General features: G+C 68.8%; 16 protein-coding genes and 3 pseudogenes. 11 read left to right on the top strand and 8 right to left on the bottom strand.

Translation table 11 applies throughout. The features are described 5' to 3' along the window. Positions 1-80 precede the first annotated feature (80 nt). Both RLT57_RS22575 and RLT57_RS22570 read right to left on the bottom strand, forming a co-directional pair. Complete coding sequence (locus RLT57_RS22575; protein WP_311299108.1) at positions 81-284, bottom strand: hypothetical protein; 204 nt, start codon at positions 282-284, stop codon at positions 81-83. A gap of 6 nt (positions 285-290) precedes the next feature. Then, positions 291-731 (bottom strand): NUDIX hydrolase, encoded by a 441-nt coding sequence (locus RLT57_RS22570; RefSeq protein WP_311299107.1) that lies wholly within the window; start codon positions 729-731, stop codon positions 291-293. Positions 732-893: 162 nt separating this feature from the next. Between RLT57_RS22570 and RLT57_RS22565 the strand changes: the two genes are divergently transcribed. The 3 genes from RLT57_RS22565 to RLT57_RS22555 all read left to right on the top strand — a co-directional run bounded on the left by RLT57_RS22565 (position 894) and on the right by RLT57_RS22555 (position 3,985). Further along, positions 894-1,313 (top strand): TauD/TfdA family dioxygenase, encoded by a 420-nt coding sequence (locus RLT57_RS22565; protein WP_311299106.1) that lies wholly within the window; start codon positions 894-896, stop codon positions 1,311-1,313. Positions 1,314-1,317: 4 nt separating this feature from the next. Then, on the top strand, positions 1,318-1,554 hold the full coding sequence (locus RLT57_RS22560; protein WP_311299105.1) for a hypothetical protein: 237 nt from the start codon (positions 1,318-1,320) through the stop codon (positions 1,552-1,554). A 259-nt stretch (positions 1,555-1,813) separates the two neighbouring features. Next, positions 1,814-3,985, top strand: coding sequence for a B12-binding domain-containing radical SAM protein (locus RLT57_RS22555; RefSeq protein WP_311299104.1), 2,172 nt, complete (start codon positions 1,814-1,816; stop codon positions 3,983-3,985). Between the two features lie 49 nt (positions 3,986-4,034). Here RLT57_RS22555 and RLT57_RS22550 read toward each other — a convergent pair whose 3' ends face one another. Then, on the bottom strand, positions 4,035-4,652 hold the full coding sequence (locus RLT57_RS22550; protein WP_311299103.1) for a hypothetical protein: 618 nt from the start codon (positions 4,650-4,652) through the stop codon (positions 4,035-4,037). A 73-nt stretch (positions 4,653-4,725) separates the two neighbouring features. On the opposite strand from RLT57_RS22550, the gene RLT57_RS22545 reads away from it, so the two are divergent. The 4 genes and pseudogenes from RLT57_RS22545 to RLT57_RS33455 all read left to right on the top strand — a co-directional run. Beyond that, positions 4,726-5,826: an aldo/keto reductase gene (locus RLT57_RS22545; protein ID WP_311299102.1), complete on the top strand. Its 1,101-nt coding sequence runs from the start codon at positions 4,726-4,728 to the stop codon at positions 5,824-5,826. Then, the gene (locus RLT57_RS22540; protein WP_311299101.1) at positions 5,823-6,659 is read left to right on the top strand and encodes an endonuclease/exonuclease/phosphatase family protein; all 837 of its coding nucleotides are present in this window, start codon (positions 5,823-5,825) and stop codon (positions 6,657-6,659) included. Before RLT57_RS22545 ends, RLT57_RS22540 begins: the two co-directional genes overlap by 4 nt. Before the next feature lie 211 nt (positions 6,660-6,870). Next, entirely contained in the window at positions 6,871-7,299 is a 429-nt protein-coding gene (locus tag RLT57_RS22535; protein ID WP_311300810.1) for a DUF402 domain-containing protein, read from the top strand. Beyond that, positions 7,296-7,502: pseudogene (locus tag RLT57_RS33455) on the top strand (transposase); the annotation flags it as partial. The gene RLT57_RS22535 and the pseudogene RLT57_RS33455, both read left to right, overlap by 4 nt. 21 nt (positions 7,503-7,523) lie before the next feature. On the opposite strand, the pseudogene RLT57_RS33450 reads toward RLT57_RS33455, so the two are convergent. Continuing rightward, positions 7,524-7,763, bottom strand: a pseudogene (locus RLT57_RS33450) (IS3 family transposase); the annotation flags it as partial. Here RLT57_RS33450 and RLT57_RS22530 point away from each other — a divergent pair. Both RLT57_RS22530 and RLT57_RS33445 read left to right on the top strand, forming a co-directional pair. Then, positions 7,694-8,164, top strand: coding sequence for a transposase (locus RLT57_RS22530; protein ID WP_399129910.1), 471 nt, complete (start codon positions 7,694-7,696; stop codon positions 8,162-8,164). The pseudogene RLT57_RS33450 and the gene RLT57_RS22530 overlap by 70 nt on opposite strands. 34 nt (positions 8,165-8,198) lie before the next feature. Next, positions 8,199-8,342 (top strand): annotated as a pseudogene (locus RLT57_RS33445) (IS1380 family transposase); the annotation flags it as partial. 164 nt (positions 8,343-8,506) lie between these two features. On the opposite strand, the gene RLT57_RS22525 reads toward RLT57_RS33445, so the two are convergent. Continuing rightward, a complete protein-coding gene (locus tag RLT57_RS22525) occupies positions 8,507-9,589 on the bottom strand; it encodes an RICIN domain-containing protein (RefSeq protein WP_311299100.1) in 1,083 nt (360 codons plus the stop codon). Between the two features lie 327 nt (positions 9,590-9,916). Further along, the gene (locus RLT57_RS22520; RefSeq protein ID WP_311299099.1) at positions 9,917-10,147 is read right to left on the bottom strand and encodes a hypothetical protein; all 231 of its coding nucleotides are present in this window, start codon (positions 10,145-10,147) and stop codon (positions 9,917-9,919) included. A 410-nt stretch (positions 10,148-10,557) separates the two neighbouring features. On the opposite strand from RLT57_RS22520, the gene RLT57_RS22515 reads away from it, so the two are divergent. After that, the gene (locus RLT57_RS22515) at positions 10,558-11,094 is read left to right on the top strand and encodes a hypothetical protein (RefSeq protein ID WP_311295897.1); all 537 of its coding nucleotides are present in this window, start codon (positions 10,558-10,560) and stop codon (positions 11,092-11,094) included. Here the strand turns inward: RLT57_RS22515 and RLT57_RS22510 are convergent. Together RLT57_RS22510 and RLT57_RS22505 are read right to left on the bottom strand one after the other, a co-directional pair. Further along, a complete protein-coding gene (locus RLT57_RS22510) occupies positions 11,051-11,842 on the bottom strand; it encodes an IS5 family transposase (RefSeq protein WP_311295896.1) in 792 nt (263 codons plus the stop codon). The genes RLT57_RS22515 and RLT57_RS22510 overlap by 44 nt on opposite strands. A 423-nt stretch (positions 11,843-12,265) precedes the next feature. After that, complete coding sequence (locus RLT57_RS22505) at positions 12,266-13,090, bottom strand: IclR family transcriptional regulator (protein ID WP_311299098.1); 825 nt, start codon at positions 13,088-13,090, stop codon at positions 12,266-12,268. 723 nt (positions 13,091-13,813) lie between these two features. Here RLT57_RS22505 and RLT57_RS22500 point away from each other — a divergent pair. Then, positions 13,814-14,938 (top strand): FecCD family ABC transporter permease, encoded by a 1,125-nt coding sequence (locus RLT57_RS22500; RefSeq protein WP_311299097.1) that lies wholly within the window; start codon positions 13,814-13,816, stop codon positions 14,936-14,938. The last annotated feature ends 2 nt before the right edge of the window (positions 14,939-14,940 follow it).

The following is a 14,940-nucleotide window of genomic DNA, read 5'->3' as shown; positions in this document are numbered from 1 at the left end:
AAACGTTCATGGCCAACGCACCAGGACGTGCGGCGGCAGGTTCAGTCGCCCGCACACCCGCTCGAAGGAAGCCCGGTCGGTCAGGGTGCGCTTCCCAAGCTCCAGCAGGCTGATGTACGTCTGTCGTACCCGAGCAGCGTGCCCAGGCCGGTCTGGCTGAGCCCGTGCAGTGCCCGGTAGTGGCGCAGGATGGTGCTCACGTCCCGGGTGGCCAGGGCGGCCTGCGACTCGGGGGTGGCCCAGTGCCACTGCCGGGACCGCGGCTCGCGCCCGCCTCCGCTCATGCCGGGTCAGGTCCGTCCGTACCAGGCTCGGATGGCGTCGCGGTAGCCGCCGGGCACGGTCAGCGCCCCCAACTCGCCGACAGGGAACAGTCCGATGCGCTTGTGCTCGGAGCTTGCGACCGGTTCCTGGGCCGGGTCGAGTGCGGTGCACCCGTAGGTGACGATCAGCACGCGCCGGCCGGGGATGGGCTCGTAGATCCACAGTCCCCCCTCGATCAGCGGGCCCGCCGTGACCTTCCAGCCCGTCTCCTCCAGGACCTCCCGCTCAACGGCCGCCTCCGGGCTCAAGTCCGCCGCCTCACCCGTCTCCTGGCCGGTGATCTCCAACCGCCCGCCGGGCAGTCCCCACTCCCGGCGTTCGTTCTCCAGCAGCAGTACGCGGCGCTGCGCGTCGAACACGACGGCTTTCACGGACACCGGCCACAGCGGCGGCTTGTACAGGGGCACGGCGTTCCTCGGGCAGCGAAGGGTCCTCGGACCGCAGCACGCAGCCACCGCGCCGGGGCTGCCCCCGGGGAAGGCAACGGGTCGACAATCTGTCGCTTTACCCCCGGCCGGCCGGCTGCCGACAGTGAGGTCATCCGCCCGCCCGTACAAAGGAGTCCGGCGATGAGCCGCCCTCGGTCAGCTCGCACCACCCCTGTCGGTCTGTTCGCCGGGCACTACGTCGACGTGCACGCGGCGGGCGCCGGTGAACTGGTCGCGGCCCGCCTGCGGGAAACCGGCCTGGCAACGTTCACCGGCCTGGATTCGCGCGCGGCCGTCCTCGCGCTCGCGTCCCGGTTCCTCAACGTTGCCCAGCACCGCGACAGCGGCCCGGACGGGCTGACCGTCATCCGCGACACCGGCCGCCACACTGGCCGGGCCGGCTTCGCCGGACTCGGCCATGGCCCCCTCCTGCCCCACACCGAAGGCACCGCCCTCCCCGAACCACCCCGCCTGATGCTCATGGTCTGCGCCCGGCCCGCCGAACAGGGCGGCATCTGCCTGCTGACCGACGGCCGCCACCCAACGTCTCTGGCCCGGTGAGCGGTTGGAGATCAGCGAGCACGTTCCCGGCCTCAACAGCTACATCCGGCGCCTGCGCGTCGGACCCGCCGCCGTCTTCGCCGACATATTGGGCACGGATCTGGTCTCCGTACTTCGAGGCGACGCCGGCACCTGGCCGCAGGTCCGCGACCAGCTGGACACCTACGTCCACGCCAGAGGGACCCTGGTGGAGCGCGAGGCATCGCAGCCTGATGAACGTCACCCGGCGGGCCCGACGTAACGGATCGGATCGGCGGGCGGTTCTGCGCCCGGCGCTGGCTGGGAAGGAAGCTCAGTGCTGATTGCGCCGACCGCGTTCTTCGGCTGATAACGGCGCAGAATATCCAATGTAGCCAACTACATCCCTTGTCAGCTCATCCCGGACTCGGTCTGCGACATGCCGCGTCGGGGTGTCCGGCCCGGGACCGCGGGCACCTCACGGGCTTTGCCCGATGAGCCGGATCACAACCGGAGAAGGACGCCACCAGCACATTCATCCGATGAAGGGCATCGTCATGGACGACTTGTACGCCACGGAGACGGTCCGCCGGCTGGACCAGGCCGTGAGAACAGCCCACACCGACGTTCACCCCCTCAGCGCCGGCGAGCAACGTGAACTGGCGGATCTGCTGGTGGCTACTCGCGCCCTGCGGGACCGGCTCGAGGAGAGGTTGCACGGCCTCGCCGTACGGGTCCGCGTCACGGGAACCTTGGAGCGGCGCCTGGTGATGATCGAGCGCGCCGACGGCATGTGGACCGCCGCCGATCTGTCCGGGAGGTCCCACCGTTCGCGCCGGTGGCCGGCCTGGACCAGGGGCCGTCTGGAGGTCACCGACCCGGACTCGTGGCTGTCGACCGCCGTGCTGGAGGAGTCCGCGGTGGAACGGTTCTCCCGTCCGGACGTCCTGCTGGCCGCGCTCTACCACCCGGAGAATTTCCCGTTACCCCGCTTCCCGCTGGGCATCAGCGACGTGGCCCGCGCTGCACGGGGAACCCTGCTGGGGACGGTCACCCTGGCCGACATGCAGCTGGGCACCAGCGCCGGGGACCTGATCGAACAGCTTACGGTCCAAAGACCCGACATCTTCGGGCTCTCGGCGACGTTCGGCCAGCACGACCTCATGCTCCGGATGCTCGACGCGGCCTTCTCCCTGACCGAACCACCAACCGTGGTGGTCGGCGGCAGCCTGACCGTACGCAACGAAGCGCTGCTGCTCGACCGCTACCCACAACTGCTGGTTGCCCGCGCGAACGGGGAGGCCACCATCGAAGGTGTCCTGGCCCACTGGCACGGCGACATCGCGCGGGAAGAGATCCCCGGCCTGGGCTACAACGGCGCCACACGCGGAGGCGCCCTGGCCGTCGGCCGGCGCCGCACCGCGAAGCCCGTGTCCCGCGAGGCGGCGGACGACATCCTTCCCGAACTGGACCTGCTGCCGGCCACGTTCGAGCACCATGGTGTCGCCCAGATGGAGACCAGCCGGGGCTGCACGAACTTCTGCTCGTTCTGCCCGCGTGGTCACAAGGGCACCTGGGCTGGCGCCGCCCCCGGCGAACTGCCGTGGATGCTGACCGAGATGCGGCGGGTCTTCGACCGCTACCCGGAGGTTTCCCGGACGCTGTACCTGGTCGACGAGGAAATCATCGGCCGCAGGGACGACGCGGTCGAACGGGTGCTGGAGCTGGCCCGGCAGTTACAGGAGACCGGCTTCCGGTGGGAGTCCAGTTGCCGCATCGACCAGGTGGTGCGCACCGACCGGGACGAGGACTGGCACCTGGAGCGGGCCCGCATGTGGCGCGTGCTGCACGAAAAGGGGCTTCGCCGGATGCTGTTCGGCGTGGAATCGGGCGTCGACTCCATCCTGACCCGCTTCAACAAGGAGACGACCGGGGAACAGAACGCCCTGGCGATCAGGACGCTGTCCGCGCTCGGCATCCCCACCAGGTTCACGTACATCACCTTCGACCCGCTGATGACGCTGGAGGAGCTGAAGGCCACCTACGCCTTCCAGGGCCGCACCGACCTGCTCCTCCACCCGCAGGACCACCGGCTGGCCGAGAAGATCGTCCGGGGAGTGCGCGACGAGCGGTTCGTCGCCGAGAACGCCACCGGCCGGCCGCTGCACAGCGGTATCTCCTACATGCTGGTGTCGATGGAGTGCCTGATCGGCGCCGCCTACACCCGCAGGGCCGCCGAGGCCGGGCTGACCGGGGAGGCGGAGCCGCTGATGGGCCGGGTGGCCTGCGCGTACGCGGACTGGCGGATCGGGGTGGCCAGCGCCTGGGGCCAGCGCTGGGTGGACCGCCACTTCGCACTGGACTACACCCTGAAGAGTCTGGAGAAGATCCTGGACGGGCAGCCCCGGCACGCGGTCCGCGGGGCGCGGGTCGTCCTGAAGGACGCCGCCTATCTCGTACTCGGCGACATGATCGGTGCGATCGAGTCGGCACCCCCGGGGCATCCGGGCCGCGAGGAGGAGCTGTCGCGACGGATCGCGGCACTGCTGGAGGACCGGGTCGGGGAACTGCGGGAGCGGATGGCGCCGGTGTTGGAGCAGATGGAAGCGCGGCTGCCCGGTGAGCACGCGGCGATGCTGCGCCGCGAGCACGGCCGGTGGCTCGCCGCCTCGCAGTGGCGGCTGATCAACGCCGGCGACACCTGTGGAACGTGAGCACTGCTTGGTGCGGGTGCCCCGCCGGGCGGGCGGGGCACCCGGCGGATCAGCTTGCCTTCTCCGGGATAGGAACCCAGTTGAACTCCGGGCAGAACCGCGCATAGGTGACCAGTTTCCAGGCGGCGTACTCCTCCAGCCGGCCGGTGCTGCGCAGCAGGTGCTTGACCCAGGTATGGGCGATGCGTTCCTCGGGCGTCATGGTCTGCCCGATCTGGTCGAGCATCCGGCAGGCGACCTCGAAGTCCTCCACCGTCAGGGCGCTCAGGTCCACTTCGACGTCGTCGAGGTGGAAGGAGAAGACCAGGCGGGAGGTGGAGAAGGTGGTCCTGCGCTCACCGAGGAACTTCGCCTTGTCCTCCAGCGCCTCCCGCAGCCGGCCGCGGTCCTGGGCGGGGTAGCCGATGCCCAGGTCGAGGTCGGAGGTCTCCAGGTTCAGCCCGGTGCCGAAGGAGCCGACATCGCGGGGGGCGTGTCCGGTCCACTGCTCGATCAGGTCCGAGACTTCGGCCCGTACGCGGTGCAGCCGCTGGTCGTGGGCGCGCATCGCGGTGTAGAAGTCGCTCGCGCGCCGGAACTCGGCTGCGGTGAAGTCGCCGGGCTCGGCCCAGCCCTTCGCGGTGATCGCGGCCAGGTCCAGCTTTGTGGTGGGGTTTTCTCTCGTCACCCCCGGCACCCTAACCACACGCCATGCAGATCCATGACATTTTGGCAGCAATGCCAAGAAAGAGGTGTTTATTGTGACTGTTCCTCAGCATGGGGTGCTACGCCGGGTCCTGGCTGGCGGCCTGAGCGTGCACCCGGTCGGCATCGGCGGATGGGCGATCGGCGGCCCCGACAGCAACCTGGGCCTGCCGATGGGCTGGTCCACCGCCGACGACACCGCCTCCCGCCACGGCCTGGACACCGCGTACAGCCTCGGCGCGAACCTGATCGACACCGCCGACGTGTACGGGCACGGCCACTCCGAGCGCATCATCGGCGATTTCGCAGCCACCGTGCCCCGCAGCACCCTGGTGCTGTCCTCCAAGGTCGGCTACTTCCGCGGGACCGCCGCCCACCCCTACCTGCCCTCGGCCATGCGCAGGCAGCTGGAGACCAGCCTGGAAAACCTGCGCACCGACCACCTGGACATCTACTTCTTCCACAACGCGAACTTCGGCCCCGGCGACCGCTATCTGGAGGCCGCAGTCGAGCAGATGCACGACTTCCAGCACCAGGGACTCATCACCGCCATCGGAATGCGCGGCCCGCACCGCTTCGCCATCGAACGCGTCACCATCCCCAAAGAGCAGCGCGAGGACAAGTACGCGCGCTTCGCCCACCTCGCCCAGGCAATCCGGCCCGACTACCTGGCCGCCCGGTTCAACGCGCTGACCCCGCCGCCCACGGGCGGCCGTCCCGACATCTTCGCCCTCGCCGCCTCGATCGGCGCCAGCGTGCTCATCAACAAGCCCCTCGCCCAAGGTCTCCTGACCGGGAAATACGCCCCGGCCCGGCCACCGGCCTTCGGTGACGGCGACCACCGGCAGCGAAAAGCCTGGTTCGCCCCGGACGCCCTGGCCGTCATCCAGCAGGGCCTCGCACCACTGCGTGAACGCTTCGGCGAGGCACCGGGCGACCTGACCCGTACCGCCCTGAAATACTGCCTCCAGCAGACGGACAACGCGGCCGTCCTGGTCGGCTTCACCCGCCCCGAGCAGGTCGCCGAAAACCTCACCGCCACAGGCGACCCGCTGTCCGCCGACGACCTCGCCTTCATCCGCCGGACCGCCGGCCGCCTCCAGCAAGCACTCGACAGCCGCAGCGAGGTCTTCCTCGACGAGAAGAGCCCGGCATGATGACAACCAGCACCCGACAGCTCGCCTTCGCCGCCCCCGCGGTGCCGCACCCGGCGGGCTCTACGATTCAGGCCCGGGTCCTGCTGTTCAACGCCCAGCACGCCGCACCCGAACGAGCCCGCCGGCAAGCCGCCTGGATCGCCGGCCAGGAGAACGCAGACCTGCTCGTCATCACCGAAGTCGGCCCATCCCACGGCGGAACGGCCCTGGAGGAAGCACTCACCGACCACGGCTACACCCAGATCATCGCCCCACAGCCCTCCAACCCGGACTACCGCACGATCCTCGCCTCGCGCACCGCACCGATCGAAGCCATGCCCAGCGGCGTCACCCATCTGCCCCACCGCGCCCCCGCCGCCACCGTCACCATCGGCGAACACACCATCGGACTCTTCGGCCTGTACGTCCCCTCCCGCGGCCCGAAGGAGCGGCGCAACATCGCCAAGCGAACCTTCCAGGACGCCGTCACCGCCGCACTGCCCGGCCTCGGCACGCTGTTCACCGGCATGCCCGTGATCGTGACCGGGGACCTGAACGTCATCGAACCCGGCCACCAACCGCCCCACAAGGTCTTCGGCGCCTGGGAATACGCCTTCTACGACAGCTTCCGCACCGCCGGCCTCACCGACGCCTTCCGTCACCTCCACCCCGACCCGAACGCCCACTCCTGGTACGGACGCAGCGGAAACGGCTTCCGCTTCGACCACATTTTCGTCACCACCCCCCACGCCCACCTCATCACCGCCTGCGCCTACCACCACCAGCCCCGCGAACAGGGCCTGACCGACCACGCCGCCATGACCCTCCGGTTCGACCTCCCCACCGCCGGGTAGAACGGCGAACGCGACCGCATCACCGTGCGGCCAGTAGTAACGACTGAGCAGGTGTCGCGTGAGCCGCTTCGAGACCGGAACGACCGTTGTCCGCCGGGACGTCTTCCTCGGACGGGTGTGGAGCCGCAAGCCCTCCGGGTCGTCCGCGATACCCCGGAGGCCCTCACCGTGACGTGCCAGCCGGGCGCGGAAGGCATGGCCCCCGCCGTGGATCGCCTCGCGGCTGACCGGCGACGGTCCAGGCCGACAGCAGGCGCTGCTCGACCTCTCCTCCGGCCGCTGGCAACTGGGCAGACGGACATGGCAGAACACCGTTCTCCTGCTGTGGAACCCTCTGGGGACATATTTCAGTGTCAACGCCTTTTACGACCTCACCGGCGACCACCGGCTCGATCGCTGGTACATCAACTTCCAACGCCCAATGCGCCGGACAACGAACGGGTTCGACACCTTCGACCTGCTGGTCGACCTCGTGGTGGCACCGGACCTGTCAAGCTGGCAGTGGAAGGACGAGGACGAGCACGCGCAGGGAAGACGCCTGCGCGTAGTGGGGCTGGCGGATCGGGCCTTGACCCCTGGGGCTTGGACACACGGGACACTGGATCCTGAGGATCTGAGGACGGACATCTCGTGGTCATGAAGAACTGTCCGCCGCAGTTCAAGGTGGACGCGGTCGCGTTGTACCGGTCGCGGCCCGGGGCGACGATCCGGCAGGTCGCTGCCGGTCTGGGGATCAGTCCCGGGACGCTGCGCAACTGGGTCCGGGATGCCGGTGCGAGCCGGCCGCGGGGGCGTCGGGCGCAAGTGCCGGCTGAGCCGCCGACGCCGCTTAAGGCGGAGAACGCCGCCTTGCGGCACTCCCGCGAGATTGATGCTCCGCATCACGCGCGCGATCCGCTTGTGGCTGATCCGCTCGCCCTGCCCGCGGAGCTCGGCGGTGATCCTGAGGACGCCGTAGGTGCCGTCCGACCCGCGGTGCACCATCCGTATCCGGGCAGCTTGGCGGGCATCGGCGGCCTGCCGGGCGGCCCGGTCTGTGGCTGTCGCCTGCCAGCAGTAGTAGCTGGAGCGGGCGATACCGACGATGGTGCACAGCCGCTTCACGCCGTAGCGGCGCTGGTGGTCGGCGACGGACCGGAAGCGGTTCACCAGGGCGAACCCGCGGCACCCCCGCCGGCGCCACGTTCCACAGCGATCACGGAGCCCAGTACCGCAGCCGGGCCTTCGCCGACGCCTGCCGCCAGGCCGGCGTCACCCAGTCCATGAGCGCGGTCGGCTCCAGCGCGGACAACGCACTCGCCGAATCGTCCAACGCGACCCGCAAACGAGAAACCCTCCAAGGCCGCCGGGCCTGGGACACCGAACGCCAGGCCCACCCCGACCTCTTCCGCTGGCCGCACCGCTACAACACCGTCCGACGCCACTCCCGCCCCGGACACCGCAGCCCCATCACCTATGAACGAGCACGCCGAACAACATCAACCACGCTGGCCAAAGCCGCATAACCCCTGTCCAGAATCCGGGGTCAAGGCCCCATGACGGCTACGGCTCCGTCTGTTCACCACGGCCGGACAGCCCGTGACCACCGGCCGCCGTCTTATCCTCCGCCTGGCCCGGCACCGGTCCTGGACCGACCACATCACCGCAGCCCTCGGCCGGCTCACCCAACCGCCCGGCCCTGGCAGACCAGCGGACTCCCCGTCCCTTCGACAGCATCTCAACACCCGGAGCGGTGGAACCCGGCGCCACCCCGAGACGACACCCGGGCCCTCAGCCTGCACAACCTCAGCCCACAGCACGAAAACAATCCACCGACTCCGTCGGCGGACCGTCACGAAACTTCGAGGTCAGCCCCGGAAAGTGTCGGCGATCGTGCGGTTCGGGTTGCGGGTGACCCACTCCAGCACTCTGGAACCGTCCAGACGCTCAAGGACGAACCTGTCGTCGCGGTACCAGATGGCCTCGGCGACCCGGCTGCCCGCAGGGTAGGTTCGCCTGACCGTCACCTGGCGGGAAGACTCGTGGGACACGGTTTTCGTCGTTTCGACCCGCAGCTGCTGGCTCATGGTCGTGCTTAACGACGCGCCAAAACCCCTGAACCCGAAGCTGGCCTCGGCCGAGACGGATATACCGGTGGTGTTCTCGACCGTCGTGGCGTTCGTCGTGGTCAGACCCACCCGGGTGGTCTCCTCATGCGTGTACTCCGAGGCCCCGCCGTGATCGTAGAAGAAGACCTTCGTCCAGAACCCGAACTTGCGCAGGATGTAGTAGGGATTCTCGCGGGACTGGCGCTCGCGTGAGTACGCGGGGTCGCGGACCAGCGGGAACGGGTAGGCCATCGCTCCGGCCAGGACGGGGGTCGTGCTCGCGGGCTTGGGGTCGGCGAAGCTCGTCATGCGGTTGACGTCACCGATGCTGTCGTTCCCCGGCTGCAGGTCGAGGACGGGCCTGTACTCGTTCTCGATCAGGAACGCCCACGTCTGGGAGCGGAAATCTGAACCGTTTGCTTTGGTGAACTGCTCGACGCGCGCCGACCGGTGCAGACTGAACCCGACAACGTTGAGGTTCAGTCGGCTCTCGGCATTGACGACCTCGTAGTGCTGGTGGAAGCCTCCGGCGACAGGGCGTAACACCCACTCCTGGGTGGGCCGGTCCTGAGGCAACTGAAGGTGAAACTGCTCGGCGGGGGCGGACGGCTGCGTGCTGTTCGAGGCGATGTTGACCACGAAACCGCTGAACATGTTCACCAGGAGGTAGCGCCCGAAATCCAGAGGGAAGACGTGCCATGTCTGGCTCATTCGGTTGGTCTGCGACGTTCCGTGCTGCTCCAGCCTGGCCGACGCTGCGTTGCTGTAAGCAACGACGTTCAGGAACAGGTTGCTCGCAGCGTTTCGAATGAAATAGGACCTGCCTGCCGGGATGGGTGTCAAGGGACGCCTCGTTTTCTGGAAGGTGACCGAGCGCGCCACGGGCCGGGCAGCCGATGGCGACGGCACTCACTCGGTCCGGTCCAGTACAGCCGATCCGAACAAGGACCGGACGGTCATCGTGGACCGATGGACGGAAATCGCGCACGAATGGCGCGAACGGCCGCCACGTCCTTGCCGATCAGGGCAGCTATCGACACCGCGTCGGAACACCCACGAACCCGCGACGTCGGCGCCGTGTGATGTCGACGAGCCGCCTCGGTCTCGGGCGCGGCAATCGCGTAGGGACCGGCGAACCAGCCGGCCCCGGGGCTCCGGCAAAGTCGTCGATCACGCTGTCAGGAGCAGGTTGACGGGGCGGTCGGTGTTGCGGGCGTGACGGCGTAGGGCGGCGGCGATGTTCTGGTGTCCGTCGGGGCGGAGCAGGGTGATCACGGTGTTGCGCAGGGCGGCCATGACGCGGGGTGCGTTGCCGGTTCGGATCCGGGAGCGGTCTTCGCCGAAGGTGACGTCGCGGACCCGGTGCAGGCGGTTCTCGATCTCCGGTGCGACTGCACCCATGCGGCCAGGACGGCGGGCGGTGCGTCACGGGCGTCGGCGCTGGTGATCAGGTAGACCATATCGAGTTGCTACCGACCTACACCAGCAGCCCCCTCCGTTCAGGACACACGTACGCCGCGCGTTTTTTCAGAAAGGCGTTCTCCGTCTCCAGCTCACGGTTCCGCCGGTCCTGTTCCTTCAGGCGTGCCCGCTCATCCGGCGTCAACGGCGACCCTGCCGCTGGCTCATTCTGCTACTGGTACTTTTCACCCAGCCCCGGAACGTCTCCGGGTTCAATTCGAGCTCGCGGGCCGTCTCAGTCGCTGTTGTCGTTCCGAACTTGAGGGCGGCGTTTTCACTGGTCAGGCATGGGTTCGGTGATTTCGTGGGAGTTGTGGCCTGTCGGGTTGTTACTCGCCGGGGAGGCCGGGATGCCGTCGGTTGTCGGACTGCTGGAACAGCACGAGCTCGCTGCTCGTCGTCGCGTTGGCCGGCTGCGGGAGGAGGCCGACCGGATCCAGGCCGAGCTGGCCGCGGCCGAGCTGGAATGGCAGGAGTGGACGGTCGCCCGCAGGCGCGTCGATACGGTGCTGGCACCCGGCAGCGCCGAGACCATCAGCACGAAGACCACCCCGGATCCGCCGGGCGAGCACGTGCCGGCGGTGCCGGCGGATGCGGTGAAGCCGGGATCGCAGGTGCCGGTGTGGCGTGAGGGCCTCGGCTGGTCGGTTCTGTCGGTGGACTACCAGCGCATCGTGCAGCTCCTCGCGGACCGTGTCCGGCTTCATCAAGGGCCGCTGACCTGCCAGGAGATGGCCGCATCGTTCGGTATGGACGCGGTGCCGGCGCGGGTGGAGGGCTTGCGGGCGAAGGCGAAACGCCTGGTCGCCCGTGGCTGGCTGGCCGAGCCCGGCCCGGGCCGGTTCACGCCTGCTGCGGGTGTGTCCGGGCCAGGCGGCGGGTCATGAGCAGGGTCATCGACCAGTAGACCATCGCCTCGGCGGTGGTGGTGCGGCGCTCGTAGTCGCGGGCCAGCCGGCGGGTGCGCATCAGCCAGGCGTTCGTGCGCTCCACAATCCACCGTTTGGGCAGCACCACGAAGCCCTTCTGGTTGTCGCTGCGTTTGACGACCTGCAGGACCAGGGCGAGTACGGCCAGGCAGTGCTCGACGAGGCTTCCGGTGTAGCCGCTGTCGGCCCAGACCAGGGCCAGGCGGTGGTGCGCGTCGGCCACCCGCTGGAGCAGGACCGTCGCGGCGGTGCGATCGCCGATATCCGCGGCGGTGACCATCACGCCAAGCAGCAGGCCGAGCGTGTCGACGACGATGTGCCGCTTTCGGCCGTTGATCAGCTTGCCGCCGTCGAAGCCGCGGCTGTCGGTGCCGACGACGGCATCGGCCTTGACCGACTGTGAGTCGATCACCCCGGCCGTCGGCTCGCTGTCCCGGCCGACACGGGTACGGACCTGCCCGCGCAGCCGGTCGTGGAACTCCCGGGCCAGGCCATGGTCGCGCCAGCGGCGGAAGAACGCGTAGACCCGGTCCCACGGCGGGAAATCAGCCGGCATCGCACGCCACTTGATTCCGTTGTCGACCAGATAGCGGACCGCGTCCAGTATTGCCCGGTGGCAGTACGCCTCCGGCTGCCCGCCCCGCCCGCGCATCCAGCCCGGTACCGGCAGCAGTGGCCGAACAGCAGCCCACTCGGCGTCCGTCATGTCCGACGGATAACACTGCTGACGCGTTCCGTTGTCGGCGGCGTTTCCGAACCGGTGAGCCAGACAGTCACACTCCCGGGCGACCCAACTGGACTGTGCTGCCGTCGAGACGGAACACTGCGGCACCGGGGCCTCCTGATGTTGCTCGGTGATTCGACACCAACGAGCTGTTCAGGAGGCCCCACCTCTATGCGCCCAAGCCTCCGAGACCACCCAATCGGGACTCCCGTTCGACACGCATCTCTCAGGACCGGAACGACAACAGCGACTCAGAGATGGTCCTACGGGACTGGAGCGCGACCTGGACAGCTCTCTTACGGAACTCCGGGGTGCACTTACCGGGTGGTGCCACTTCGTGCTTCCTCGTTTCCTTGACAGGACAACCCTGTTGGGTGGCTGTCCGGAAGCTTCGGGGCGCCTCACTCAGAGCGTCCCGAGCGACGAGTACCCGGTCGCGGCGTGGGCGCGGCCGAACGGCCCTTCGGCGATGCGTCGGGCGGCGGACAGGGCCAGTTGAGCGTATTCGGCCATGCGCTCATCGCTCATCCGAACGGACGGCCCCTGCACGGCGATGGCCGCGACCGCGTGGTCCGTGTCGAGCAGGATCGGTACGCCGACTGCCCGGACACCGCGCACGCGCTCCTCGTCGCTGACGGAGTAGCCCCGTTCGTGCGTGCGCATTAGGTCGCGAAGGAGGACGTCGGGCTCGACGAGCGTGGTGTCGGTGTAGCGCGTCAGCCGGTCGAGGTCGAGTCCGTTCACTCCGCGGTACGCCATCAGGGCCTTGCCCATGGCGCACACGTGCGCCGGGTTGCGCGCACCGGGGTAGCTCTCGATCCGCAACGGGTGGCGGGACGGCAGGTGCACCACGGTGACGCTCTCGCCGCCGCTGAGCACGCCGAGGTTGACCGCCTCTCCGGTCCTCTCGCCGAGTTCCTCCAACTCGGGCAGCGCGGCGGCGAAGCCGCTTCTGCGCATCGCGATACCGCCGAGTACGGCCATGCCGAGGCCGAGTTGGTAACGGTCGCCTGACGTATTGCGGTCCAGGGCGCCGCCCGCCTCCAGCGCGTGCAAAATCCTACGGGTCGTCGGCACAGTGAGGCCGACCCTGGCCGCGACCTCCGTGACCGTCAGACCCTTGTCGGCATCGGTCTCGAACGCGCGCAGAAGGGCAAGGGCCCTTTCCACCGCCTGCGTTCCAGTGCGCTGTGCCTCCTGCGCCCCGTTGGTGCCTTGCTGGCTGCTCATCGGCTCCCTGACTCAATCCGGTCGTCGGGTTGGTCCGCTCACCCGGCCTCCGCGGCCCCCGACGGGTGTCCGCTCTCACATGGTGACTCAACCGACCGCTCTTGACGGGCTTTATCTCTACTTCTACATTGTGGCCATGAGAACCACAATGTGTCACCCGACTTGCTTCGCCAAGCGGCGGCACGTGGACTACGGCCGCGTTCGTTCGGCGCTCTGTCCGTAGCGCGCGCCCTCCTGGTCGGAGCGAGCGCGCTGACCGGAGCACAGGCGGCGGCTCGCCGGTGATGAGCCGGGAGAATATGCGGCGTGCCGCGCCGCCGCCCCGCCTTCCGCGAGTGGTGCGGCCCGGTATGTCCGAACGGCGACCGCCCGTGCTCCGCGCCGGGGTCGCGGTGTGGGCAGCGGCTGGCTCCGGAACGCGGGCTGCGGTTCTACTCGCGCATCCGGGTCGTTGACCCACCCACCGGACCACGGTGTCCCGCCCAGGCGTAAGCCCCGGCGCGGATCGACTCCTCCCGTCGCGTCCGGTGCAGGTCACATGGCAGGACCCCTCCTATCGACTGCGCCCCGCGCCCCCACCTCACCCGTGCGCAACTTCGGCCGCCCGGTCACCGTAGGACGGGACACACCGCTGGAACGACGACCGGACACGTGCACGCCCACATGCTCACGAAGCCCATGAAAAGCGACAGGAAGCGCCATGACGTACCAGGCAGGCCGGCCGTGAACCAGACCAGAACCGGGCCCACGACCGTGGCCGCCGGACCCACCATCGGGGAAGCGGGCTCGAGCGGGCGGAGCCCCTCTACTGCCGCTCGCCGGTTCGGTAGAACCGGCTTCATCATCGGCGCCGGAGCGCTTGTCACACTGGCCGTCGCCGCCTGGGCGGTGGTAGCCGGCTCCGCCGGGATCGGTCTCGGCGACCTGGCCGACTCGCTGTGGTGGGGGCTGACCCGCGCACCCGGACGTGCGGCGGATCCCTCCTACCAGATCGTCTGGCGGCTGCGACTACCCCGGGTCGTCCTGGGCCTGGTTGCGGGAGCGGCACTGTCGGTCTCCGGTGTCGTTATGCAAGGCCTGCTGCGCAATCCGCTGGTCAGCCCCTACACGCTGGGCATCTCCCCGGCCGCGGCGTTCGGGGCGTCCCTGGTGATCCTGCTGTCCGACAACCAGGGCGGGCACATCTCCGTACCCGTCGTGGCCGCGGCGCTGCTCGGGGCGCTGCTGTGCAGCGCGGTGGTGCTGTCGCTGTCCTCCTTCCACAGCATGTCGGTCGTGACCCTCATCCTCTTCGGCGTCGCGCTGACGCAGCTGTTCAGCGCGCTGACCTCCGGGCTGCAGTACTTCGCCGATGAGGACCGGCTGGCGGCCATGGTGCGGTGGACGTTTGGCTCGGTGAACGACGCGACCTGGGCTCAGGCCGTCATCGTGGGCGGGGCCCTTGTACTGGTCCTGCCGCTGTTCATGGTGAAGGCGAAGGACCTCAACGCGATCGCCTTCCTCGGTGACGACACGGCGCTGAGCCTCGGGGTGAGCGTCACCAGGACGCGGGTGCTGCTGATCATGTTGTCGGTGCTGCTGACGTCGATCGTGGTGAGTTTCGTGGGGGTCATCGGGTTCGTCGGACTGGTCGGTCCACACATCGCCCGGCTGCTGATCGGGTCCAACCACCGCGCGCTGATCCCGTTCTCGGCGCTGACCGGCGCGATCCTGCTGGTGTTCTCCGACACGATCGGTCGGATCGTGCTCTCTCCCACCGTGGTCCCGGTCGGCATCGTCGTCTCGATCATCGGTGCTCCCCTGTTCATCTACCTGGTGCTCAACCAGCGCAACCGGAACCTGGGGTGACA

Source organism: Streptomyces sp. ITFR-21, assembly GCF_031844685.1.
Taxonomy (GTDB): domain Bacteria; phylum Actinomycetota; class Actinomycetes; order Streptomycetales; family Streptomycetaceae; genus Actinacidiphila.
This window is presented reverse-complemented; position numbering and strand designations above follow the sequence as displayed.